Here is a 22,923-nt window from a genome sequence, read left to right as displayed (position 1 = left end):
ATGTCCTGAAGGAAACGCCATACCTTACGCTAAGGGAATGGTCCAGCGCCATCGCGCGCTTTTTTGCCGGACAGCCCCGATTCGGGGTCTTGGCAAACGTCCGGTTAAGACAAAATCGCAAGCTGCGACCGGAATTAACGTGCTGTTTACCCTACCGCGACAAAGATTCAGCCATTGCTTCGGTGCCATTTTGTTTTTTGCGTCCCGGGACCGCGCAGCTCGCAAGTTCATTGTCAAAGGTCAGAACGACCGCAAGTCCAGGTCCAGCCCATGTCGTCTTGGAATATCCGCAGAGCAGGAAGCGGCGGCGATGAGATGTCGCGTGGCGGGCGAGGCCGTCGTTACGGCGAGGATTACGATCCTTACGGCCGCGACGAGGGCTACGAGGATGACGACTATCAGCCCTCGGCACGCGCGCCCCACCGGGAGCATCCGCGCGACCGCGTCGAACGGCTGACCCGCACGGCGACTGCTGCACCCGGCTACGGCCGCGACTATGCCCGCGACGATGCCGGCCACGAACTGGACGCCGTTGCCGACGAACTCGACCGCCTGATGGGCGACCGTCAGCGGGCGCGCAAGCGCGACCGGATCCCCGAGCGCACCCGCGGCCGGGGAGAGAGCCGCGCGGATGACCGCGACGACGACCAGACCTACGACCAGGGCTACGACCGGGACGAGGACCTGCGTCGGCCCGCGCCGGCGCGCGGGACCCGGGTTGGCGCCGTCATGGAGGCGCTGGAGCGCCTCGACCAGCGTGTCGGCGCCATTTCGGAGCGTCATCCGGACCCGCGCGACCGTGACCGCTATGAGGACGAGCCGCGTCGGCCTGCGGGCCGCCGTGCGGCCGATCCCTATGCCCGGGAGGACGAGGCCGCCGACTACGCTCCGTCGCGGCGCCGGACGGAGCGCGCCGCACCGGCCCGCTCGGCCGCCGAGCGCCATGTGGACGACTATGCCCGCCCCCTGCGCAGCCGTGTCGCTGAGGAGGATGATCGCGATCGTGATCGCTCTCGTGCGACGCGCCCGTCGCGTCGCCGGGCCGGTGGCGAGGACGATTACCGGCGCGCTGCCGATGACGTGCGCTCCCGCCGCGACGCGCTCGACCGGCTGGCCGACGCGGATCTCGAGGCTCTGGACGACGGCTATGCCGATCCCCGTCCGCGCCCCCGCCGGCCGCGCCAGCCTGACCTCGCCTCCCGCCAGCTCTACAAGGACCTGTCCCGCCGCATCGACGCGCTGCGCAAGCCGCAGGAAGAAACGCTGGACGTCGTCCGCCGCGAGATCGGCGCCCTGCGCGACACGCTGCAGGCCTGGCCCGACCGGAGCCGGGATGACCGGGACCGGCAGGAGATGCGGCGGCTGGCGGACATGGTCGAGCGGCTCAGGGCCGACCGTGGTGACGACCGTCAGGCGCGCGAGCTGCGCGCCGAGATCGCAGACCTGCGCAACCTGGTCAGCCATTCCAACGTCGACGGCACGCTGAAGACGCTGGAATCCGGCTACGCCCACATCGTTCAGCGCCTCGACGAGCTGTCGCGGTCGTCCGTCGATCCGCGCGCGGTCAAGAACCTGGCCGTCCGTCTTGTCGAGATCGAGGACGGCCTGCAGGCCCTGCCGCGCTCCGAGCACCTGATCGTGCTGGAAAGCCGCATCGGCGATATCTCGGACCGCGTGGAAAGCCTGCTGCGGGCCCACTCGCGCCTCGATGTGGAACCGCTGCGCCAGGAGCTGAAGGACGTCCGCCGCATCGTCGAGCAGGTCAACCTCAACGGTGTGATCGGGGCTATCGACGACCGCATGCGCTTCGTCGCCGACCGGCTGGACGAGCTGGAGATGCTGGCGCGCGAGCAGCGCGGCCTCGACAGCCGCATCAGTGCCATGGAAGAGCGTCTGCCCGATGCCGACAGCCTCGACCGCCTCAATGGCCGGCTGGAAGAGATCTTCGGCATGCTGTCGCGCAGCCGCTGCAATCCGGAAGAGGACGAGGCGCGCTTCGGCAAGGTCGACAGCCGCCTTGACGAGATCATGGACCGCCTGTCGGCCATGGAACACACCAAGGGTCCGCAGCCGGCCTTCGATGCGGCCTTTGCCGGGCTCGAAAGCCGGCTCAAGGGCATCCACAGCAAGATCGAGTCGCTCGAGGAGCGCGCCGCGCGTCCGATTGCGGTCGAACTGGGGGAAGGTGCAGGCCTTGAGGCGGAGCTGCTGTCGCAGCTTGAGCGTCAGGTCACCGACCTGTCGCGTCGCCTGGCCGAGCCGCGCGACCATGTGACCAATGCCGACATCGACGCGCTGCGGCGCGAGATCGCCGACATGCGCGTCGCCGTCCAGATGCCGGCGCCCGCCGTCGTCGCGCTGGAACGCAAGATCAGCGACCTGGCCGAGGCGGTGAGCCGCAATGGCGAGAGCATCGACGACAGCCGGCTGGACGCCATCTCCGACAAGATCGGCGCCCTTGCCGACCAGCTCGAGGTGGCCGAAAGCCGCCTGTCGGGCGTCGACGGCATCGAGCAGGCGCTGCTGCGCATCGAGGACGGGCTCCGCGCGACCCGCGCCGAGGTCGTCGATGTCGCCGAACAGGCAGCCCGTCGGGCCGTGCGTGACCAGGCTCCCGACACCCGCGAGTATGACGATGCCATCGGCAGCCTGCGCGATGACCTCAAGCGGCTTCTCGACGCGGCCCAGGGCACCGAGGCGCGCACGCGCAACACCTTCGAGGGTGTCCAGTCGATCCTGACCGGCATTACCGATCGGCTTGATTCGCTGGAGCGCTCCGGACCTGCCCGGGCTGCCGCGTCGCGTCCTGCCGCAGATCCGATGCCGGACGAGCCGCGTGGCCGGGCCCCGTTGCCGGGCCTGCCGCTGAGCGCTGCGGACCCGCGTGCGGACAACAGGGCCGAAACCCGCGCCGACCCCCGGGGGGATGCCCGTGGCGAGCGCCCGCGCGACCGCACCCGCGACCGCAAGGCCGATTTCATCGCCGCCGCCCGTCGCGCCGCTCAGGCCGCCTCCGCCGAAGTGCAGCAGGCCCGCGCCGAAGAAGGCAAGGTGGCCAAGGACGCCGGCGCCGATGCCAGCTGGCTCCGCCGCGCCCTGGGACGCGGCAAGCCCGCCCGGGACGAGGCCCTTGAACTGGGCGCCGAGCAGGAGGTCAAGCCGGCCCGCAAGGCCAAGCCGGCCGCCGAAGAGGTCTCCGCCGTCACGCAGGACGACCGTCCGGCTCCGGAAGAGGCGGGGAGCAGCCTGCTGAGCGGTGGCCGCAAGCGCGCCATCCTGCTCGCCGCCGCCGCCGTCGTTCTGGCCATCGGCACCCTGCAGGTGTTCCGTCTCGCCTCCGGCGGCGACGACACCACCGCGCAGCTTGACGCGGTCGAGGGCGAGACCCCCGCCGTCGCCGAGACGGCCGATGGCGCCGCAACCACCCAGCCGGTGCTCGAGCTGGACGAGAAGGACGTGGTCGAGACCGCGCCGGCCAACGGCGCTGCGCCGTCGGGCCAGGATGTCGCGACCACCGCTCCGGTCATTCCGGAGGCGGCCGGACAAGGTCCGGACGTGCCGCTGACGCCGGGCAGCCTCGCAGGCAACGCGCCGATGTCGCTGATCCCGCCGCAGCCGGCCGACAGCGTTCCGCCCGCCGTCGCCTTTGCCCCGCCGGCCATTTCCGGCAAGTTCGGCGACACGCCTTTCGTCAACGGGGCCCAGCCCGCCGTTCCGGGCAGCGCCACGACGCTCGCCTCCGCGCCGAGCTCGCTGCAGCCGAATCCGGTCACGCCGGTCGCGCCCGGGGCGACGCTGGACAACCTGCCGCCCGAGGCGGTCGGTCCGATGGCCTTGCGCAGCGCCGCCGCCGCCGGGGATCCGACGGCGGAGTTCCAGATCGGTGTCAACTACACCGAGGGCAAGGGCGTCGAGCCGGATCTGGCCGAAGCCGCCAAGTGGTATGAGAAGGCCGCGCAGAAGGGTCTCGCTCCGGCGCAGTACCGTCTCGCCAGCCTTTACGAAAAGGGCCGCGGGGTCCCGAAGGATCTCGCCCGGGCCCGCGAGTGGTACGTGAAGGCGGCCGAAGCCGGCAATGCCAAGGCCATGCACAATCTTGCGGTGCTCTATGCCGAGGGGGCAGAGGGCGCGCCGAACTTCACCGAGGCCGCCCGCTGGTTCAAGTCGGCCGCCGAGCATGGCGTGCCGGACAGCCTCTTCAACCTGGGCATCCTGCATGCCCGTGGCCTCGGCGTGCCGAAGGACCTGCCGGAGAGCTACAAGTGGTTCGCCATTGCCGCCAAGCAGGGCGACGGCGAGGCTGCCAAGAAGCGCGACGACATCGCCAACATGATGGACGCCAACCAGCTTGCGGCCGGCCGTCTGGCGGTGGAGACCTTCAAGCTGATCGAGCCGGATCCGAAGGCCAACACGGTCGTGCTCAACCCGGCCTGGGATCATGCTGCCGCCGTCCCCGCGACGAACGCCTCCGTTCTTCAGGGCGCCGACATGGTCCAGCAGGCCCAGGGTCTCCTGAAGACGCTTGGCTTCGATCCCGGTTCGGTCGATGGCCAGATGGGTCCGAAGACCCGTCAGGCGATCGAGAACTTCCAGCGCAGCGCGAACCTGCCAGTTACCGGCGAGGTCACGCCGGAGCTGGTGAAGGCGCTGCTCGGCCGCTCGATCTGAGCGGGCGGACCGTCAGAGGTTGACAGGGCCGCGAAAGCGGCCCTTCTAGCATCTTGTATCGGGCGGCCCGCTTGGCTGCCCTCCAGGACGGTGCGAGCCCGTGCAGATCTACCTGCCCATCGCCGAAATCTCGGTGAACATGTTTGTGATCTTCGGCATGGGCGGTGCCGTGGGCTTCCTGTCGGGCCTGTTCGGGATTGGCGGCGGGTTCCTGCTGACGCCCCTGCTGATCTTTTCCGGCATTCCGCCGGCCGTCGCCGTGGCCACGGTGACGACGCAGATCGTCGCCTCCTCCGCGTCCGGCGTGCTCGCCTACTGGCGGCGCAACGCCATCGACATCAAGATGGCGGTCGTGCTGCTGCTGGCCGGCATCGTCGGCTCGGCCGCCGGCGCCCGCCTGTTCGAGATGCTGAAGAATGTCGGCCAGCTCGACGTCGTCATCTCGCTGTCCTACGTCACCTTCCTAAGTGCCATCGGCACGCTGATGCTGGTGGAATCGGTCGGCGCCATCCGCCGACGTCGCCAGGGCAACACCCGTCCGGCGCGGCTGCCCGGCCAGCACAGCTGGATCCACGGCCTGCCGTTCAAGATGCGCTTCCGCCAGTCGAAGCTTTACGTCAGCATCATTCCGATCCTTGTCCTGGGAGCCGGGATCGGCTTCATGGGGACGGTGCTCGGCATTGGCGGCGGCTTCATGATGGTGCCCGCGCTGATCTACCTGCTGCGCATGCCGACGGGCATCGTCATCGGCACGACGCTGATGCAGACCCTCTTCACGATGGCGGCCGCCACGATCCTGCATGCGAGCACGACCCAGACCATCGACATCGTGCTGGCGCTGATCCTCATGGTCGGCGGGGTCATCGGCGCCCAGTTCGGAGCCCGCATGGGCCAGAAGCTGCGTGGCGACCAGCTGCGCCTGCTGCTGGCGTTGCTCGTCCTGTCGGTCGGCGTGCGTTTCGCGGTCGGCCTTCTGGTCACGCCGGGCGAGTTCTTCTCCGTTGCGGTCAGGGGAGGGTGAGGCCGATGTGCGTCCGCCTCGCTGCCCTGCTCGCCGCCGGCCTTGCCGCCGCCCTGGTGCCGCCGCCGGAGGCGAGGGCAGAGCTGCTGACCACGGCGCTGTCATCGGACAGGGTGCTGATTGAATCCAACTTCACCGGCGCCGAGATCGTGGTCTTCGGGCAGATCGGCCGCGACGCCCAGACCGTCACGCGCTCCGGGGCCTATGATCTTGCCGTCGTCGTGCGCGGGCCGGATCAGGTTGTCACCACCCGCCGCAAGGAGCGGTTCCTCGGCCTCTGGGTCAACCGCGAGGCGGAAACCTTCTACGCGGTGCCCTCGTTCTACGTGCTCTCCTCGACCCGGACGCCGACCGAGATGGGCGCACGCCGCATGCTGGAGAAATACGGCATCGGCATCAACTACCTCAACCTGCCGATCAGCCCCCAGTCCGATGTGCCGCTCTCCGAGCGCGACGACTTCCGCGATGCCTTCCTGCGCCTGCGCCGCCAGCACGGCGACTATCTGGAGCAGACCGGCAAGGTCGAGTTCCTCTCCGAGACCCTGTTCCGGACGACCGTGGCCCTGCCGGCCACGACACCGGTCGGGGAGTACACCGTGGAGACCTTCCTGATGAACGGCGGGGCGATGCTGGCCAGCCAGCAGAAAAGCCTCACCGTGGCCAAGACCGGCTTCGAGCAGATGGCCTTTGACCTGGCCCACGAACGGCCGACGCTCTACGGCATCCTCGCCGTCGTCATCGCCATCTTCACCGGCTGGCTCGCCGGCGTGATCTTCCGCAAGGACTGATGCGGGACGGACTGACGCTTGCGACCGGCGAGATCGACCCGGCGGGAGCTGTCAGGCCGGTGCGTCGCCCGAACCGTTGCACGGCGTGGCGCGTCCGGGTTCCATGTCCCGGTGCGGGTGGTCAGTCGCCGACCAGTTTCGAGGCGGTGAAGGGATAGAGCCTGTCGCTGCCGAGCAGGAAGGCGGAGAAGGTGCGCGGCGGGAAGACACCTGCAAACGCCTGGTCCATCACGTTGAGGCCACCGGTCAGCGCGCCGAAGGCCGGCAGGACCAGACGGTTTCCGTCGGTGGCAAAGCAGGGGCGGCGGATCGAGCGGCCATAGCGGCGCACCTTGGCGGCCGGGTGGAGATGGCCGGCCACTTCGCCGGGCTGGCCTCCCTCGCGCGGCTCGTGCCGGAAGGTCAGGTCGCCGAGCTGCATCTCGTCGACGCATTCGCCGCACAGCCGCACCGGCGCGACCGGGTCATGATTGCCGGTCACCCAGATCCATTCCCGGTTGAGCTGCAGCGTGGTCAGGAAGGCGCGATACGGGGCCGGCAACCGGTCGGAGCCCTCCGCGTCGTGAAAGCTGTCGCCAAGCGCGATCACGCGCGCCGGATCGAAGGCATCGATGACGAGCGCAAGCCGTTCCAGCGTCGCGGCCGTGTCATAGGGCGGCAGCAGCACGCCACGCCGGGCAAAGGAGGAGCCCTTCTCGAGGTGCAGGTCGGCGACGATCAGCGTCTGCTGGTCCGGCCACCAGACCACGCCGCTGTCATGCAGGCCGAGCAGCGTCCCGTTGACGGCGATGTCGTGGCACACCGGAGCTATCCGCCGAAACTGTCCCGCATTCCGCAGCGCCGTCATGCCAGAGCCTCCCCGATCAGGTCATCCGCCGCCTCGGCCAGGATCGCGTCCTGGGCCTCGCCATAGACCGGTTCACGCCCGATCTCCAGCAGGACTGGTACGGCCAGAGGGGACACGCGGTCGAGGGGAGTATGCGTGATTCGACCTCTGATCCTTGCCAGAAGTTCTCCCAACCTGGAGATATCCAGAAGTCCTTCCGCAGCGTCGTTCCAGGTGGCCTTGAGCAGGATGTGATCGGGTTCGTGCTGGCGCAGCACGTCGTAGATGAGGTCCGACGAGACGGTGATCTGGCGGCCGTTCTTTTCCTGGCCCGGGTGCCGGCGCTCGATGAGGCCGGCGATGACCGCGCAGTAGCGGAACGTGCGTTTCATGAGATGGGATTCCGCCAGCCAGGCATCGAGATCGTCCCCCAGCAGGTCTTCCTCGAACAGGCCGTCGAGCGGGATCCGGCCGGTCCGGATCATGAGCGACAGATCGCCGAGCCCCCAGATCGACAGGGCATAGTCGTTGGCGACGAAGCCCATCGGTCGGGCTCCGAGCCGTTCCAGACGGCGGGTCAGCAGCATCCCGAGGGTCTGGTGCGCCAGCCGCCCCTCGAACGGGTAGCAGACCAGATAATGCTTGTCGGCGCGCGGAAAGGTCTCGACCAGCAGGCCGTCATGCCGCGGCAGCACGGACTTGACCCGCTGCAGCTCCAGCCACTCCCGCACCTGGTCCGGCAGATGCGGCCAGCGGGCGGGCTCGGCGATCAGCCGCCGCACCCCGTCGGCCAGATAGGTCGAGAGAGGAAACTTGCCGCCCTGGTAGGACGGGATCATGGGGTTCTGCGATCTTGCCCGGGAGACATAGGCCTCGTTCTCGAGGATGGCCTCGAAGCGCAGCACCTCACCGGCAAACAGGAACGTGTCGCCCGGGGTCAGCTGCTCCACGAACCACTCCTCGATCTCCCCCAGCACGCGACCGCCGCGGCCGAGCGGCGTCTTGCGCCCTTCCGCCTTGCTGCGCACCTGGCGCACCTTCAGCATCGGCGCCTCGACGATGGTGCCGACATTCAGCCGGTACTGCTGCGCGATCTTCGGGTTGGCGATCCGGAACAGGCCGTCCGGGCCCTGCTTCAGCTTGGCATAGCGGTCGTAGCTGCGCAGCGCATAGCCGCCTGTCGCCACGAAATCCACGATCCGGTCGAAGGTTGCCCGGTCGAGATGGCGGTAGGTCTGCGAGGCCGTGATCTCGGCAAACAGCGCGTCGGGGTGAAACGGCTCGGCACAGGCCATGCCGAGCACATGCTGGGCCAGCACGTCGAGCGCCCCGCGGCGCAGGCGCGGCGTGTCCTGTCCGCCCGAGACCGATGCCTCCAGCGCCGCCCGGCATTCCAGCACCTCGAACCGGTTGGCCGGCACCAGCACGGCCTTCGACGGCTCGTCCATCCGGTGGTTGGCGCGCCCGATGCGCTGCGCAAGCCGGCTTGCCCCCTTCGGTGCGCCGATGTTGATCACGAGGTCGATGTCGCCCCAGTCGATGCCCATGTCGAGCGACGATGTCGCCACGATGGCCCTGAGCTGCCCGGCCGCCATCGCGGCCTCGACCTTCCGCCGCTGCGCCACGTCGAGCGAGCCGTGATGCAGGGCGATGGGCAGCGTGTCCTCGTTGATCTTCCAGAGATCCTGGAACACCGTCTCGGCCTGGGAGCGCGTGTTGACGAAGATCAGCGTGACGCGGTGCGCCTTGACCAGGGCATAGACCTCCGACAGCGCGTAGCGGGCCGAATGGCCTGACCAGGGAACGCGCTCGTCCGACTGCAGGATGCTCACATCGGGCGCCGCCCCTCCCGTCACGGTGACGAGATCGCACAGGCGACGCTCCCCTGGGTCGTCCTGCGGCGACAGGAAGGCCCTGAGGTCGTCCGGTTCGGCGACGGTCGCCGACAGGCCGATCATCCGCAGCTCCGGCGAGAGCCGCCGCAGCCGGGCAAGGCCGAGAGCCAGAAGATCGCCGCGCTTGGAGGTCACGAGCGCATGCAGCTCGTCGAGGATCACCGTCCGGACGCCGGACAGCATCGCCATGCCGCCGGGATCCGACAGCAGCAGCGCGATCTGCTCGGGCGTTGTCAGCAGGATGTCGGGCGGTGCCGTCTTCTGGCGCTGGCGCTTGTGTGTCGGCGTGTCGCCTGTCCGCGTCTCGATGCGGATGTCGAGCCCCATCTCGGCGACCGGCATCTCGAGATTGCGGGCGATGTCGACGGCGAGCGCCTTCAGCGGGGAGATGTAGAGCGTGTGCACGCCGCCGCCGCTGCTTGCCTGTCCTGTCTCCCGCGCCCGGGTGCCCGACCGGGCCTGGCCGGGCTTCGCCCGCGTCGCGCCGGCGATCTCGATCAGGCTTGGCAGGAAGCCGGCAAGGGTCTTGCCCGCACCGGTCGGCGCAATCAGCAGCGTGGACCGGCCGGCCGACAGGTTGCGGATCAGGGCAAGCTGATGCGCGCGCGGTGTCCAGCCGCGCCGGGCGAACCAGGCATGGAAGCGGTCAGGCAGCGGGGACGGGGCGTCGGCATCGGTCATGGGCGGCGAATGTAGGCGCGCGCGCCGGGAAAGGGTAGGGGCGATCCCGTCGCAAGGCTAACGGCATGCCTGTGCCCCTTGCGGCTGCACTCGCGGCTGCACTCGCGGCTGCACGCATGGCTGCACTCTGGCAATTCCCGCCGCGCGGCCTATCCTACCCGCCATGTCGACCTTGCTGATCCAGACCCCGGAGGGTCTCTATTGCCCGGCCGCCGGTGTCCACATCGACCCCTTGCGTCCGGTGGCCCGGGCCGTGATCACCCACGCCCATTCCGACCACGCCCGTCCGGGACATGGCGCGGTGCTGGCAACCCGCGAAACGCTGGACATCATGGCGCTGCGGCTCGGCGCGGGATTCGCCGGGACAACGCAGCCGCTGGCCTATGGCGAGGCCCTGACCCTCGACGGCATCCACCTGCGGCTTGTCCCGGCCGGGCATGTGCTGGGCTCGGCCCAGGTGGTGATCGAGGCCCCGGGCGAACGGGCGGTCGTGTCCGGTGACTACAAGCGCCAGGAAGACCCGACCTGTGCGCCCTTCGAGCTTGTGCCCTGCGACACCTTCGTCACGGAGGCGACCTTCGGCCTGCCGGTGTTCCGGCATCCGCCGATTGCCGGCGAACTGGCCCGCCTCCTCGCCTCCATGGCCCTGTTTCCGGAGCGGACCCATCTCGTCGGGGCCTACTCGCTCGGCAAGGCGCAACGTCTCATCGCCGAACTGCGCCGCTGCGGCTATGATCGCACCATCTACCTGCACGGGGCGCTGGAGAAGGTCACCGCCTACTACATCTCGCGTGGCGTGGCGCTCGGGCCCGTGGCGCCGGTCGGACCGCGCGGCAAGGATCTCGCGGGCGAACTCGTCATCTGCCCGCCGGGCGATCTGGCCGGCCGCTGGGCGCGCCGCTTCGCCGACCCTGTCACGGCCGTGGCCTCGGGCTGGATGCGGGTCCGCGCCCGGGCCCGGCAGCGCGGCGTGTCCCTGCCGCTGATCGTGTCGGACCATGTCGACTGGCCGGATCTCTGCCGGACCGTCACGGAAACCGGGGCCTCGACCGTCTGGGTGACCCACGGCGCCGAGGAGGCCCTGTGCCACTGGTGCGAAACCGTTGGACGGAATGCGCAGCCTCTTCATATGATCGGCTACGGGGAAGAGGAGGCTGATTCTTCTCCGGCACAGGATTGAGCGGCCAGCCCGGCCGGGCCCGAGGGCAAAGTGCCACTTGGCCGAACGGTCGCACGGCCGGGCCGTGTCCCGTTGCCGATCCCGGAAGACAGCGCAGGACAGGACCATGGCAGACGACCGCTCCCCCGAACCCGCCGATGACACCGTGGCTCTCGAGGAGGGCATCGCGGCCCTGTTCGAGGACTATCTGGCCGGCTTCAACGACGCGGACGCCGACGCGATCATCGACTGTTTCGCCCTGCCGGCCACCATCTGGCAGATGGACAAGGGCTATGTCTTCGACGACGAGGAAGACCTGGCGGAGAACATCGAGACGCTGATCGAGGCGCTCGACAAGGAGGATGTGTCCTTCTCCGAATTCGACGTGGTGTCCGCCCACATCTCGGGCACGACGGCCCTCGTCACGCTCGACTGGCGGCAGGAAAGCGCCGACGGCGAGAGCATCTTCGAGTTTACCTGCCACTACCATCTCGTCTTCGACGGCGACATGTGGCGCATCGCCATGATCGTCAACGAGCAGTGACGCCTGACAGGGCCCATCTGGCAGTCCTCGCGTGACAGTACCCGCCTGATAGCCCCCCCCCCCCGACAATATCGCCGGACAGCGGTCGCATGACCGCGTCGCCCTGGGTGCGCCCTGGCTGTTGTCTGCAGCGCACGACCCTCCGGTCCGGCACGAGACATGAAAATGCCCGGTCCAGGACCGGGCATCGCCGTGTCTGCGGGAGGCTTCAGGGGCGTGGCCCCCGGGGCGTCACCCTTCGCGTTTCTTGCTCTTCTTCGGACCGGCCGCAGCCTTGCCGGGCTTCTTGAAGCCGCCGTCCTTGAAGGCCGGCTTGGTCTTGCGCGGGGCAAAGCCTTCGCCGGCAACGTCCCCCTCGAAGCCCCGCTTGCCACGCTTGGGGCCGCGCTCCAGCGGCGCCTCGGCCATGGGCGCGAAGGCCGGATGGTTCGGACGCGGCTCGTCATCCTCGAAGCGGCGGCGACGCACCGGCTTGCCGGGACCGGCGCGGCCCGGACCGCCGAAGCCGCCACGGCCGCCGCGCTCGCCATTGCGCTCGCGGGCGTTGTCATAGCGGCTGCGGCCATCGCCGCCCTCGCGTCCGGTCTCGCGGAAGGCCGGGGTCTGGCCGCCCCGCAGGTCCGTGACCTCGATGCTCACGCCCCGCTCGCCGGAACCATCGCGGCGGATGACCTCGGCATACTTCTCGGCATGGCTGCCGGCGATCTCGAACAGCGTTTCGGTGCCGCCGATCTTGATCGCGCCGACTTCCTTCTTGGTGACATGGCCGGCGCGGCAGATCATCGGCAGAAGCCAGCGCGGATCGGCGCGGTGCTTGTGGCCCAGCGACAGGCGGAACCAGATGCCGTCCTCGAACTTGTTGCGCAGCTCCTGGGCACGGGCGCCGCCCATGTCCTCGCCCCGGTCACCGCGATCACCGCGTTCGCCGCGGCCACCGCGGGATTCGTAGGAATCTTCCGTCAGCTCTTCGGGCGCCGGCAGACGCGACTGGTACAGGCGCACGAAGGCGGCGGCGATGCGCTCCGCGCCGTGGGCCGCCATCAGATCGCGCGCGATCTCCAGATCTTCCTCCTCGGCAGCCTCTGCCAGGACCGGGTCGGCAAGGAGCCGGGCCTTGTCCTGCGCGCGGATGGCGTTGGCCGAGGGGGCCTCTCGCCATTCCGCCTTCACGCCGGCAAGCTGGAGCAGGCGTTCGGCCGACCGGCGGCGGGAGAACGGAACGATGAGCACGCTGGTGCCCTTGCGGCCGGCGCGGCCGGTGCGGCCCGAGCGGTGCAGGAGCGCGGCCTTGCCGGTCGGCAGATCGGCATGGATCACGAGGTCGAGGTTCGGCAGGTCGATGCCGCGGGCGGCCACGTCGGTGGCGACGCAGACGCGGGCGCGGCCGTCGCGCATGGCCTGCAGCGCATGGCTGCGCTCGGCTTGGCTCAGCTCGCCCGACAGGGCCGCGACAGAGAAGCCGCGGTTGCCGAGACGCGAGGTCAGCCGGTTGACGGCCTCGCGGGTGGCGCAGAACACGATCGCCTTCTGCGCCTCATGGAAGCGCAGCACGTTGATGATGGCGTTCTCGCGCTCGTTCGGCACCACCGGCATCGCCACATAGTCGATATCGACGTGCTGTTCGCGGGCATTGATGGTCGTCAGCCGGACGGCGTTCTTCTGGTAGCGCTGCGCGAGGTCCGCAATCGGCTTCGGGACCGTGGCGGAGAACATCAGCGTGCGGCGGTCTTCCGGGGCCGCATCGAGAATGAACTCGAGGTCTTCGCGGAAGCCGAGGTCCAGCATCTCGTCGGCCTCGTCGAGCACGATGGCGCGGATGGCGGAGAGATCGAGGGCGCCGCGCTCGATGTGGTCGCGCAGGCGGCCCGGCGTGCCCACGACGATATGGGCACCGCGTTCCAGGGCGCGGCGTTCCGCGCGCGGATCCATGCCGCCGACGCAGGAGGCCGTCTGCGCGCCGGCTTCCTCGTAGAGCCAGGTCAGCTCGGCCTTGACCTGCAGGGCCAGTTCGCGCGTCGGGGCGATGGCCAGTGCCATCGGCAGGCCGGCTTCCGGCATGCGGTCCTCGTCGCCAAGCAGGGTGGGCGCGAGGGCCAGGCCGAAGGCCACAGTCTTGCCGGAACCGGTCTGGGCCGAGACCAGGAGGTCCGCTTCGGCGGGCGCCTCGGTCAGGATCGTTTCCTGCACCGGGGTGAGGCTGGTATAGCCCCGCTTCGTCAAAGCGGCGGCAAGCGCCGGGGCGACGGCGTTCGTATCGATCATGCGTGTCTTTCGTGAAGAGGGCGGGCGCGCAAGCGTCTGCTGCGAGGGCCGGCCAAAACTATCAAGCGCTCCTATACGTCAATCCGGGCGCGGCGTCCACCCGAGACCTGTCAAAGCTGCGGGTTTGGTTGCCGGAGTGGTCCATTTCCCCTTCCCCTGCCGCATCCGCGCCTTACACTCTGCGCCATGGATGCCTTCGCCCGTTTGCTTGACAGCCTTGCCTTCGAGAGTTCCCGCAATGCCAAGGAGGCGCTGCTGGTGGACTATTTCGCCCGCACGCCCGATCCCGACCGGGGCTATGCACTCGCCGCGCTGACGGGAACGCTGGACATCCGCACCGCCAAGCCGGCCCTGCTCAAGGCGCTGGTGGCGGAGCGGACCGACCCGGTCCTCTTCGCCCTGTCCTATGACTTCGTCGGGGACCTGTCGGAGACGATCGCGCTGATGTGGCCGGCCCCGGCGGCCCCTTGTGGCACGGTGCCCGGCCTATCCGGCGTCGTGGAGGATCTGATGCGCGCCGGCCGGGGCCAGGCACCGCGCCTCATCGCCGGCTGGCTCGATGCGCTCGATGAATCCGGCCGCTGGGCGCTCCTGAAGCTCGTCACCGGCGGCCTGCGCGTCGGCGTGTCGGCTCGCCTGGCCAAGACAGCCCTCGCCCGGCTGGGCACGGTGCCGGTGGACGAGATCGAGGACGTCTGGAACACGCTGACGCCGCCCTACCGCTCGCTGTTCGACTGGCTGGAGGGGCGGGCAGGCAAGCCGGTGACCCGCGACCCGGCCCCCTTCCGACCGCCGATGCTGGCCCATCCCCTCGATGAGGAGAGGGATCTGGCCAGCCTGCCGGCGGAAGACTTCCTCGCGGAGTGGAAATGGGACGGGATCCGCGTCCAGGCAGCTGCCGGGCGCGACGGCGACCAGATCCGCCGCCGCCTCTACTCGCGCTCGGGCGAGGACATCACCGGCGCCTTTCCCGACCTGATCGAGGACCTGACCTTCGACGGAGCCATCGACGGCGAACTCCTCGTCATCCGGGACGGCGAGGTCCAGCCCTTTTCCGAGCTGCAGCGCCGGCTCAACCGCAAGACCGCCGATGCCCGGCTGATGCAGGCGCTGCCGGTCGGCATTCGTGCCTATGACCTGCTGATGGAGGAGGGCGAGGATCTGCGCCCCTTGCCGTTTGCGACGCGGCGCGCGCGGCTCGAGGCGCTCGTGCGCAGGCTGCAGTCGCCGCGCATCGACCTGTCGCCGCTCATCTCGATGCAGGCCTGGGAAGATCTGCGCCAGGCGCGGACGGAACCCTCCGCCCACCTTGCGCCGGCCGATGCGGCAGCCGTCGAGGGGGTGATGCTGAAGCGGAGGGCCTCGCCCTACGTGCCGGGACGGCCGAAAGGCGAATGGTTCAAGTGGAAGCGTGATCCGTTCCTGATCGACGCCGTGCTGATGTATGCGCAGCGCGGTCACGGCAAGCGCTCGTCCTACTACTCCGACTACACCTTCGGCGTCTGGCGCGGCTCGGAGCTGGTGCCGGTCGGCAAGGCCTATTTCGGCTTCACCGACGAGGAACTGCTGCAGATCGACCGGTTCGTCCGCACCCACACGGTCGGGCGGTTCGGCCCGGTGCGCGAGGTGGCGCGCGCGCCCGACAGGGGCCTGGTTCTGGAAATCGCCTTCGAGGGGCTGAACAGGTCCGGCCGGCACAAGTCCGGACTGGCCATGCGGTTCCCGCGCATCTCCCGGCTGCGCTGGGACAAGCCGCCGGCCGAGGCGGACCGGATCGAAACCCTCGAGGCGCTCTTGTCGGCGACCCGGGCCTAGCTTCCAGCCCGGTGGTGCGACTTGCCCGCAGCCGCCCGCCGGTCCACAGTGCAGGCGCCGGGAGCGGGCCGCATGTCCGCGCAGCCGGTCTGGGCGGGACCGGCACGGAGATCACGATGACCAAGGCGATCGACTACTTCTACACCCATATCTCTCCCTGGGCCTATTTCGGGCATCAGGTCTTCCTCGATCTGGCCCAGCAGCACGGGATCGAGGTGCGCTTCCGCCCGGTGCACCTGTCGGGCGTGTTCGACGCCTCCGGCGGCCTTCCGCTCGCCCGCCGTCACCCGGTGCGCCAGACCTACCGGCTGATCGAGCTGCAGCGCTGGCGGGAGAAGCGCAACCTGCCGCTCACGATCCATCCGCGGCATTTCCCCGTCGATCCGACCCTCGCCGATTGCTGCGCGATTGCGCTTGCCGCTTGCGGCGGGCCGGTGGCGCAGTTCTCCGCGCTGGCCTTCCGCGCGATCTGGGCAGAGGAGGGCGACCTGACCGACCGCGACACGGTGGCCGGTCTCCTGTCCAAGCTGGACCTTGACCCCTTGCCGATCCTCGCCGAGGCCGAAGGCGAGACCGCACGTCGGACCTATGCCGACAATCAGGCCCTGGCGATCGAACTCGGCGTGATCGGGTCGCCCTGCTACGTTCTCGAGGGCGAGCCGTTCTGGGGGCAGGACCGGCTTGACCTGCTGGCTGATGCGCTCGCATCCGGCCGGAGCCCTTACAGGCCTGTGTAATTCCCGCCGTCCTTTCGACACGAAGCCCCGCTAGGCATTACACTGGTGTCGGTCGCAGGCGGTCGCGCGTTGCGCCGGAGCGAGGAGAAGAGCACGATGGCACAGACTGTCCCCACGGGCCGACGCGGCACCTGGCTGCGCGCCAGCGCCCTGCTGGCAGCGGGCGTTGCCGTCCTGACGGCGCTGTCCACGGGCGCCGGGGCCCAGTCGCTCAAGAAGCCGGATCTGGTGACGGGCGATGATCCCGACCGTTTCGCGCTGGTGCAGGTCGAGGGCGATTACCTTCGGCTTGATCGTCGGCTGGGCGACATCAGCCTTTGCGAGAAGCGAAACGAGATCTGGCGCTGCGCGCCCGTACCGGACGCGGAACGCGCGTATCTGGCCGAGATCGAACGTCTTTCGGCAGAAGTGACGGAGCTCAAGGCGCGCCTGGCGAGCCTCGGGCCGGTGGCACCTTCCACGCCCTCTCCCGCAGCACCGGGGCCTGCCCCTTCGGCGCCCTCTGACGTGCCTCCGACCGGTCTCGCGCCGCAGCCGGCGCCCGGGTCCGGTCCGCGCCTGTCCGAGAAGGACGAGCAGCAGCTTGAGGAGGTGCTGGGGTTCACCGAACTTGCGATGCGGCGCTTTTTCGGGCTGATGCGCGATCTCCAGCAGGAAATGGAGCGCTGACAGTCACGTCTGCCGCCCGAGACCCTGCCGCCCGGCTTGCCCTGCCCGTTGCTCCAGGGTTCGCTCTCAGGGTCTCGTTTTCGGGGGGCCGTTTTTCAGGGGTCCGCTGTTCCGGCGCTCAGTCTTTCCAGGGCAGGCTTTCGGGCACTGGTTCTCTGCCGGCCGTGACCTGCCCAGATCGTGAGGCGTTGCGCCTCAGTCGATCTTCAGGCGCAGGATCGCCTCGCGCTGGTCCGGGTTGAGCGGCAGCGCCCGCCGGGTCTGGAGGCTCATCGGCAGGACGACGGCATCGCAGATGCAGACCAGCCGCCCCGTGCGCGCCTCGTACATGTGATGGCGCATCGTGAAGGTGCTCGCCTGGCATCCCGTCACGCCGCTTGCCACCACCACGCTGTCGCCTGCCTTCACCGGGCTGGCCCAGGCCAGTTTCATCTCGACGGCCACCCGGCCTGCCCCCATCGCCTGCAGGGCATCGCGGGTGAGCGGCGTGCGTTCCCAGACGAAGGGCGCTGCCTGGGTGAAGCAGCCAAGGGCGAATGTGTCGTCTGCCCGGCCGTCAGACCCGAGATTGCGTGCGAGGACGGTGGATCTGTGCGTCAACTGTCCGCCGTTGGCGAGAACGCCGTCGAGCGTCGCGCGCGTGGCCGGCGGGGTTGCCGACAGCCCGCGCGGGGCCGCCGCCTCGGCCATGGCCTCCTGGCTGTCCTTGAAGCGGCTGCGCAGGGTGCGGGCGGCGTCCACGGCAGGATTGTAGCCGTCGATGGCCGTGGCAATCAGCTGGCCGCTGTTGGCATCGCGCAATTCATGCAGCACTGTCAGGACATGCGGGCCGTCGAAACAGATGCAGGCTCCCACCTTCAGGAGGGTTCCAACGCGAGCTTCCCTATGGTAACGCACGTGACGGACGCGACGCGCCCCGACCTGGGACTCGCTGAAGCCGGTGAGCAGCCGGAACTGACGTTCGGATTCCTCGAAGCGCTCGAAGTAATACTGCACATTGAGATGGTCGTTCTCGTCACATTCCCATGAGTTAACGAACGACAGTAGCGTGTCATGAACGGGCATTTTCAGGCTTTTCCTGTCAATCAATTTGACAAATACGGCTGCCAAGCCGGGAGGGACTTGACTCTTTTCAACCCATACTGACCCTGAGAAAATTATCAATGAGATTATTGCTTTCTAGTGCAATAGAAAGCCCGAAACTCTGGAAAACATGGCATCCTCCGGGCACGATCCGGGTCTCGGCAGCATTTCCGGCGGCCACCCAGCGTCCGGCCATGAAGAGTGTGTCATCCAGCAGTGGATCACGTGTGCCGACGACGAAATGCGCGCGCGGCAGGCCGCGCAGGTCCGCAAGCAGCGGAGAGACGTCCGGCAGCGCCGCATCATGGCCCCGGGACAGGTAGTGCCGGACGAACATTTCGAGGTCGCGCGTGTTGAGAACCAGCTTCTCGCTCCCCCAGGCGCGCGCGCTCGGCGTCAGCCGCAGGTCGAAGCACCCCGCGATGAAGACGGCAGCGAGAAAGGGGGTCAGGCCGTGCCGGTCCCTGAGCCGGATCAGCGTCGCCGCGCTGAGGTTCGCCCCGGCACTGTCGCCACCGATGGCGAATCGGCGCAGGCCGAGGGCGTCACCGCCGTCGCCGGTCAGCCAGAGCGCTGCCGCCTCGCAGTCATCCGGTCCGCAAGGGTAGGGGTTCTCCGGCGCAAGGCGGTAGTCCACCGACACCACCGTCAGCCCGGTCCTGTCCGCCATCTGGACCAGGCGGGCGTCCTGCAGATCCGCTCCGCCGAAGGTCCAGCCGCCGCCATGAATGTGCAGGAAGGCACCGTCGCCCGGCTGCAACGGTGCGATGATGCGCAGCGGAACCGGGCCATGCGGGCCGTCGATCACCTGGACGCGCGCCCGCGGGCTGCGCTCCGGGGCCGGAAAAGGCCCAAGACCCTGCTCGCGGCGGTCGCGCACCACCTGCGGGGGAAAGCTCCACTGGTCCGGCAGGGCGCCAAGACGGGCCGCCAGCTCGCGGTTGAAGGTTGCGGTTTCCTCCGCCACGGCTTCGGGCGAGAACAGGGCTGGATCAAGCGTCAACATCGGGGCCTCTCGGGACATCGCTGGTCAGGAGAGGCTAGAGGTGCATCCCGGACCTGCCAAGCACTTCGCTGGGCATGGCAGCCGGGATCGCAGGACGCGATGGTACCGACCGATGCAACCGCGCCGCTTGCAGAAGTCGAAAGCAGTCAACATAATCGCCCGGCTTACGTTTGGCCCGTTGTCTGAGCCGTGGATTGGGGGAGGAGCCTTCCGATCGGGCCGTGGTGACGGGCGCAGATGATTGACGTGACGCATGGAGAACGCGACAAAGATCAGCGACCATGCGACGGGTGACCTGCCGGCCGGGCAGAGCGCAGGCCAGTCGGTCTGCACCGGTGCGGCAGAAGCAGGCCTGAAGGGGGGCAGTCGGTTTGGCAGAGAGCAGCTACCAGTTCATCATCGCGGACGATCACCCGTTGTTTCGCGGTGCGCTGCGGCAGACCCTCGAAATGCAGTTCCCCGGATCGTCGATCGTCGAGGCTGGTGCGCTGGAGGATGTGACCTCGCATCTCGAGGCGGACGGCGAGGCGGATCTCGTTCTGCTCGATCTCACCATGCCGGGGATGCGCGGCTTTTCCGGTCTCATGTATCTGCGGGCGCAGTTTCCGTCCGTGCCCGTGGTGATCGTCTCGGCCAATGAGGAGCCCGGGGCCATCCGGCGCTGCATCGAGTTCGGAGCCTCCGGCTTCATCCCGAAGTCGCGTGGCATCGAGGTGATCCGCGATGCCATCGCCGCCGTGATGCTCGGCAATGTCTGGACCCCGCCGGAGGTTGACGTCACGAGCCAGGACGAGGGGGCCGATGTGGTCCGGCGGCTGGCCACCCTGACGCCGCAGCAGGTGCGGGTGCTGATGATGCTGTCGGAAGGCCTGCTCAACAAGCAGATCGCCTATGAGCTGTCGGTGTCGGAAGCGACGGTCAAGGCCCATGTCTCTGCCATTTTGCAAAAACTTGGAGTTGAGAGCCGGACCCAGGCCGTGATCGCCGCCTCGAAGATCGAGGCGGGGCAGTGGCAGATGTCTGCGGATGGGGCGAGCTGAGGACCCCGGACCCGGCTGCCAGCCCTGGCAACCTTGGCGCGCAGATCCCCCCGCCGGGACTTAAACCGTTGTTAGCCATGCCATTTTACCCCGGATTCATGGCGCTGCCGTAGTGTAACGCTAGGGAAGCAGACAACGTCGGCGCCAAGCCGGCTCAGAGGGTGGAATGGTCAACAACGACTGGGGAGCGGGGCGCTGGCTTGCGCGCCTGCGCGGCATCCTGCCATCGCGGGTCTTGCCCGAGCGATCCGACAGCGCGATCGAGCGTCTGGCGCTGTCGGTGGCGTTCGGCGGAACCTCCGGCGATCATGCCCTGACCCGACGGGTGCATGCTGCGCAGGTCGGCGCGGTGATCCGGCTGGCCCCCTACACCTTCTCGGCAAACGTCTTCAATCTCGTCATCATCCTGTACGCGCTTGCCGGATCGGTGCCGCTCTGGGCCCAGCTCCTCTGGGCCGGCGCCATCCTGACCACCCAGTTCGTTGCGCTCAGGGGCTGGTGGCGCAGCCTCCGGCAGCCCGTGGAAGCCGCCTCGCCGCGCGCGCTGCGCGCCGTCACGATCCATGCCTCCATCCTCTCCGCCCTCTGGACGCTCGGTCCGCTCGGGCTGATGATGACGGATGATCCGGCCAACCTGCTGCTGATCGCCTGCGTCTCCACCGGTCTCATCTGCGCGGGGGGCTTTGCGCTGGCCACCGTTCCCATGGCCGCCACGGCCTGGGTCGTCATCACGGCGCTTGCGGCTGCCGGAACGCTCCTGATCGAGGATCTCTCGGTCTCCCTGTCGATCCTGCTGCTGCTGTGCACCTATTGCCTCATCGTGCTGGGGTCCGTCATCTCGACGGCCCGGCTCTTCGTCTCCCGCTTCCTGGTCGAGGCGGAGCTGCAGCAGCGTGGCGAGGTGATCCACCTGTTGCTCAACGATTTCGAGCAGTCATCCAGCGACTGGCTGTGGGAAACCGATGCCGAGGGCGTGCTGCAGCGCGCCTCGTCCCGGTTCAGCGACGTGGCCGGGGTCCCGGTCGCCCGGCTCCAGGGGCACCGGCTGCAGGATCTGAAGTCGGAGGCCCGGGATCCCGCCAACAGCTGGACCATCCTCGACGAGATGATGACGCACCACCAGCCGTTCCGGGAGCACCATGTTCCGGTGCGCGTGAACGGGGAGCTGCGGTGGTGGTCGCTGACCGGCCGCCCGGACTTCGACGAGCGCGGCCGGTTCAGGGGATATCGCGGCGTCGGCTCGGACGTGACGGAGGCCCGCCGCGCCCGGGATCTGGTCACCTACATGGCCGAGCATGATCCGCTGACCGGTGTCGGCAACCGCAACTGGCTGCTGTCGCGGGCCAATGATGCCATGGCGGAATCCTATGCCAACGGCACGAGCGTCAGCCTGCTCATGGTCGATCTCGACAACTTCAAGGCCATCAACGACACCCGCGGCCATCCGGTCGGCGACGAGATCCTGAACCGCGTCGCGCAGCGGTTCCGCACGGTCTGCGAGGGGCGTGCGGATCTGGCGCGCATCGGTGGCGACGAGTTCGCGGTGCTGCACATGAGCGAGCATCGCGAGGAAACCGAACGGCTCGCCAATGACCTGATCGACGTGCTCAAGAGCCCGATCACCACCGAGCACGGGCACCATGCCCTCGGGGCGACGATCGGCATCGCCACGGCCCCCCGCCATGCGGACACCATCGAGGACCTGATGCGCGTCGCCGACATCGCCCTCTACCGGGCCAAGCGGGGCGGTCGCGGACAGGCGCTCTATTTCGAGCTGGAGATGGAGCGGGAGCTGCGCGAGCGGCGCGAACTGGAAAACGCCCTGCGCTACACGCTGGAGCGTGGCGGCCTGTCGCTCGCCTTCCAGCCGATCGTGTCGGCCCGCAGTGGCGAGGTCGTGAGCTGCGAGGCGCTGCTGCGCTGGGAAGATCCCGTCGTTGGCTCCGTGCCGCCGTCCCTGTTCGTGCCCGTGGCCGAGGAAGCCGGCCTGATCGTGCCGATCGGCGCCTGGGTCCTGCGCGAAGCCTGCCGCCGGGCGATGGAGGAGGGCGCCGGCATCGACATCGCCGTCAACCTGTCGCCGCTGCAGTTCGCCGCCCCCGGTCTCGTCGATACCGTCCGTGCGGCGCTTGCCGAAACCGGCCTGCCGCCCGAGCGGCTGATCCTCGAGATCACGGAATCGGTTCTGATCCAGGACTTCGGCTCCACATCGACGACCCTGAGCGAGCTGTCGGCGCTGGGCGTCCGCATCGCCCTCGATGACTTCGGGACGGGCTACTCGTCCCTGTCCTATCTGCGGCAGTACCGCTTCGACCGGATCAAGATCGACCGGTCCTTCGTGGCCGAGATCGGCCGCGGCGGCGAAAGTGTTGCCATCATCTCCGCCGTGATCATCCTTGCCCGCAGCCTCGACATGGAGGTGACGGCCGAGGGGGTCGAAAGCGAGGCCCAGGCCGAAATGCTTCGCCTGATGGGCTGCGATTCGCTGCAGGGCTACTACTTCGGCCGTCCGGCGTCCGCCTTCCCGCAGGCGCTGGCGGAGGCGGGGCGCGAGGCCGCAAGGGGCGGTCTGGCACCGATGCGGGCCCTGTCGCAGGGTCAGTCGTCAGGTCAGGCGCAGGGCCAGCCCCGGGTCAAGAGCCGCGGAGAGGGACGCGGGCGGGCCTGAGCCTGAACCTGAACCGGGGCCTGAACCGTGGCCTGAACCGTGGCCTGAACCTGATGCCTGG

15 protein-coding genes are annotated in these 22,923 nt (G+C 68.8%); 10 read left to right on the top strand and 5 right to left on the bottom strand.

Annotated features, from left to right (window positions below; translation table 11 throughout):
• Positions 1 to 315: 315 nt before the first annotated feature.
• From GWI72_RS11015 to GWI72_RS11005, 3 genes are all read left to right on the top strand, one after another.
• Complete coding sequence (locus GWI72_RS11015; protein WP_161708670.1) at positions 316 to 4,668, top strand: peptidoglycan-binding protein; 4,353 nt, start codon at positions 316 to 318, stop codon at positions 4,666 to 4,668.
• A gap of 100 nt (positions 4,669 to 4,768) precedes the next feature.
• Positions 4,769 to 5,689 carry a TSUP family transporter gene (locus tag GWI72_RS11010; protein ID WP_161676277.1) on the top strand — a complete coding sequence of 307 codons (921 nt, stop codon included), beginning with the start codon at positions 4,769 to 4,771 and terminating at the stop codon, positions 5,687 to 5,689.
• A 5-nt stretch (positions 5,690 to 5,694) separates the two neighbouring features.
• Positions 5,695 to 6,477 carry a TIGR02186 family protein gene (locus tag GWI72_RS11005; protein WP_161676276.1) on the top strand — a complete coding sequence of 261 codons (783 nt, stop codon included), beginning with the start codon at positions 5,695 to 5,697 and terminating at the stop codon, positions 6,475 to 6,477.
• Between the two features lie 121 nt (positions 6,478 to 6,598).
• Here GWI72_RS11005 and pdeM read toward each other — a convergent pair whose 3' ends face one another.
• Positions 6,599 to 7,324 (bottom strand): ligase-associated DNA damage response endonuclease PdeM, encoded by a 726-nt coding sequence (gene pdeM / locus GWI72_RS11000; protein ID WP_161676275.1) that lies wholly within the window; start codon positions 7,322 to 7,324, stop codon positions 6,599 to 6,601.
• The gene (locus tag GWI72_RS10995; protein WP_161708669.1) at positions 7,321 to 9,879 is read right to left on the bottom strand and encodes a ligase-associated DNA damage response DEXH box helicase; all 2,559 of its coding nucleotides are present in this window, start codon (positions 9,877 to 9,879) and stop codon (positions 7,321 to 7,323) included. Before GWI72_RS10995 ends, pdeM begins: the two co-directional genes overlap by 4 nt.
• Before the next feature lie 163 nt (positions 9,880 to 10,042).
• Between GWI72_RS10995 and GWI72_RS10990 the strand changes: the two genes are divergently transcribed.
• The gene (locus GWI72_RS10990) at positions 10,043 to 11,059 is read left to right on the top strand and encodes a ligase-associated DNA damage response exonuclease (protein WP_161708668.1); all 1,017 of its coding nucleotides are present in this window, start codon (positions 10,043 to 10,045) and stop codon (positions 11,057 to 11,059) included.
• A 106-nt stretch (positions 11,060 to 11,165) separates the two neighbouring features.
• Positions 11,166 to 11,582, top strand: a complete 417-nt coding sequence (locus GWI72_RS10985; RefSeq protein ID WP_161676272.1) for a nuclear transport factor 2 family protein — start codon at positions 11,166 to 11,168, stop codon at positions 11,580 to 11,582.
• 231 nt (positions 11,583 to 11,813) lie between these two features.
• On the opposite strand, the gene GWI72_RS10980 is transcribed toward GWI72_RS10985, so the two are convergent.
• Complete coding sequence (locus GWI72_RS10980; protein ID WP_161708667.1) at positions 11,814 to 13,844, bottom strand: DEAD/DEAH box helicase; 2,031 nt, start codon at positions 13,842 to 13,844, stop codon at positions 11,814 to 11,816.
• 186 nt (positions 13,845 to 14,030) lie between these two features.
• Between GWI72_RS10980 and GWI72_RS10975 the strand changes: the two genes are divergently transcribed.
• From GWI72_RS10975 to GWI72_RS10965, 3 genes are all read left to right on the top strand, one after another.
• On the top strand, positions 14,031 to 15,659 hold the full coding sequence (locus tag GWI72_RS10975; RefSeq protein ID WP_161708666.1) for a cisplatin damage response ATP-dependent DNA ligase: 1,629 nt from the start codon (positions 14,031 to 14,033) through the stop codon (positions 15,657 to 15,659).
• Positions 15,660 to 15,775: 116 nt separating this feature from the next.
• Positions 15,776 to 16,396 carry a 2-hydroxychromene-2-carboxylate isomerase gene (locus GWI72_RS10970; protein ID WP_161708665.1) on the top strand — a complete coding sequence of 207 codons (621 nt, stop codon included), beginning with the start codon at positions 15,776 to 15,778 and terminating at the stop codon, positions 16,394 to 16,396.
• 96 nt (positions 16,397 to 16,492) lie between these two features.
• Positions 16,493 to 17,065, top strand: coding sequence for a hypothetical protein (locus GWI72_RS10965; RefSeq protein WP_161708664.1), 573 nt, complete (start codon positions 16,493 to 16,495; stop codon positions 17,063 to 17,065).
• 195 nt (positions 17,066 to 17,260) lie between these two features.
• Here GWI72_RS10965 and GWI72_RS10960 read toward each other — a convergent pair whose 3' ends face one another.
• Both GWI72_RS10960 and GWI72_RS10955 read right to left on the bottom strand, forming a co-directional pair.
• On the bottom strand, positions 17,261 to 18,130 hold the full coding sequence (locus GWI72_RS10960) for an acyl-CoA thioesterase (RefSeq protein WP_161676267.1): 870 nt from the start codon (positions 18,128 to 18,130) through the stop codon (positions 17,261 to 17,263).
• A 67-nt stretch (positions 18,131 to 18,197) separates the two neighbouring features.
• Complete coding sequence (locus tag GWI72_RS10955; protein ID WP_161676266.1) at positions 18,198 to 19,154, bottom strand: alpha/beta hydrolase; 957 nt, start codon at positions 19,152 to 19,154, stop codon at positions 18,198 to 18,200.
• 371 nt (positions 19,155 to 19,525) lie between these two features.
• On the opposite strand from GWI72_RS10955, the gene GWI72_RS10950 reads away from it, so the two are divergent.
• Together GWI72_RS10950 and GWI72_RS10945 are read left to right on the top strand one after the other, a co-directional pair.
• Positions 19,526 to 20,194 carry a response regulator gene (locus tag GWI72_RS10950; RefSeq protein WP_161676265.1) on the top strand — a complete coding sequence of 223 codons (669 nt, stop codon included), beginning with the start codon at positions 19,526 to 19,528 and terminating at the stop codon, positions 20,192 to 20,194.
• A gap of 166 nt (positions 20,195 to 20,360) precedes the next feature.
• The gene (locus GWI72_RS10945; protein WP_161708663.1) at positions 20,361 to 22,862 is read left to right on the top strand and encodes a putative bifunctional diguanylate cyclase/phosphodiesterase; all 2,502 of its coding nucleotides are present in this window, start codon (positions 20,361 to 20,363) and stop codon (positions 22,860 to 22,862) included.
• The last annotated feature ends 61 nt before the right edge of the window (positions 22,863 to 22,923 follow it).

The organism is Pannonibacter sp. XCT-53, assembly GCF_009915765.1.
Taxonomy (GTDB): Bacteria; Pseudomonadota; Alphaproteobacteria; order Rhizobiales; family Stappiaceae; genus Pannonibacter; species Pannonibacter tanglangensis.
Note: the sequence above shows the minus strand (reverse complement) of the source record. Positions and strands in the feature narration are given on the sequence as shown.

Excerpts from the sequence above, each read along its gene's own strand:
- GWI72_RS11015 (WP_161708670.1), top strand. The coding sequence starts at position 316 with ATGTCGCGTGGCGGGCGAGGCCGTCGTTACGGCGAGGATTACGATCCT.
- GWI72_RS11005 (WP_161676276.1), top strand. The coding sequence starts at position 5,695 with ATGTGCGTCCGCCTCGCTGCCCTGCTCGCCGCCGGCCTTGCCGCCGCC.
- pdeM (WP_161676275.1), bottom strand. The coding sequence starts at position 7,324 with ATGACGGCGCTGCGGAATGCGGGACAGTTTCGGCGGATAGCTCCGGTG.
- GWI72_RS10995 (WP_161708669.1), bottom strand. The coding sequence starts at position 9,879 with ATGACCGATGCCGACGCCCCGTCCCCGCTGCCTGACCGCTTCCATGCC.
- GWI72_RS10990 (WP_161708668.1), top strand. The coding sequence starts at position 10,043 with ATGTCGACCTTGCTGATCCAGACCCCGGAGGGTCTCTATTGCCCGGCC.
- GWI72_RS10985 (WP_161676272.1), top strand. The coding sequence starts at position 11,166 with ATGGCAGACGACCGCTCCCCCGAACCCGCCGATGACACCGTGGCTCTC.
- GWI72_RS10980 (WP_161708667.1), bottom strand. The coding sequence starts at position 13,844 with ATGATCGATACGAACGCCGTCGCCCCGGCGCTTGCCGCCGCTTTGACG.
- GWI72_RS10975 (WP_161708666.1), top strand. The coding sequence starts at position 14,031 with ATGGATGCCTTCGCCCGTTTGCTTGACAGCCTTGCCTTCGAGAGTTCC.
- GWI72_RS10970 (WP_161708665.1), top strand. The coding sequence starts at position 15,776 with ATGACCAAGGCGATCGACTACTTCTACACCCATATCTCTCCCTGGGCC.
- GWI72_RS10965 (WP_161708664.1), top strand. The coding sequence starts at position 16,493 with ATGGCACAGACTGTCCCCACGGGCCGACGCGGCACCTGGCTGCGCGCC.
- GWI72_RS10960 (WP_161676267.1), bottom strand. The coding sequence starts at position 18,130 with ATGCCCGTTCATGACACGCTACTGTCGTTCGTTAACTCATGGGAATGT.
- GWI72_RS10955 (WP_161676266.1), bottom strand. The coding sequence starts at position 19,154 with ATGTTGACGCTTGATCCAGCCCTGTTCTCGCCCGAAGCCGTGGCGGAG.
- GWI72_RS10945 (WP_161708663.1), top strand. The coding sequence starts at position 20,361 with ATGGTCAACAACGACTGGGGAGCGGGGCGCTGGCTTGCGCGCCTGCGC.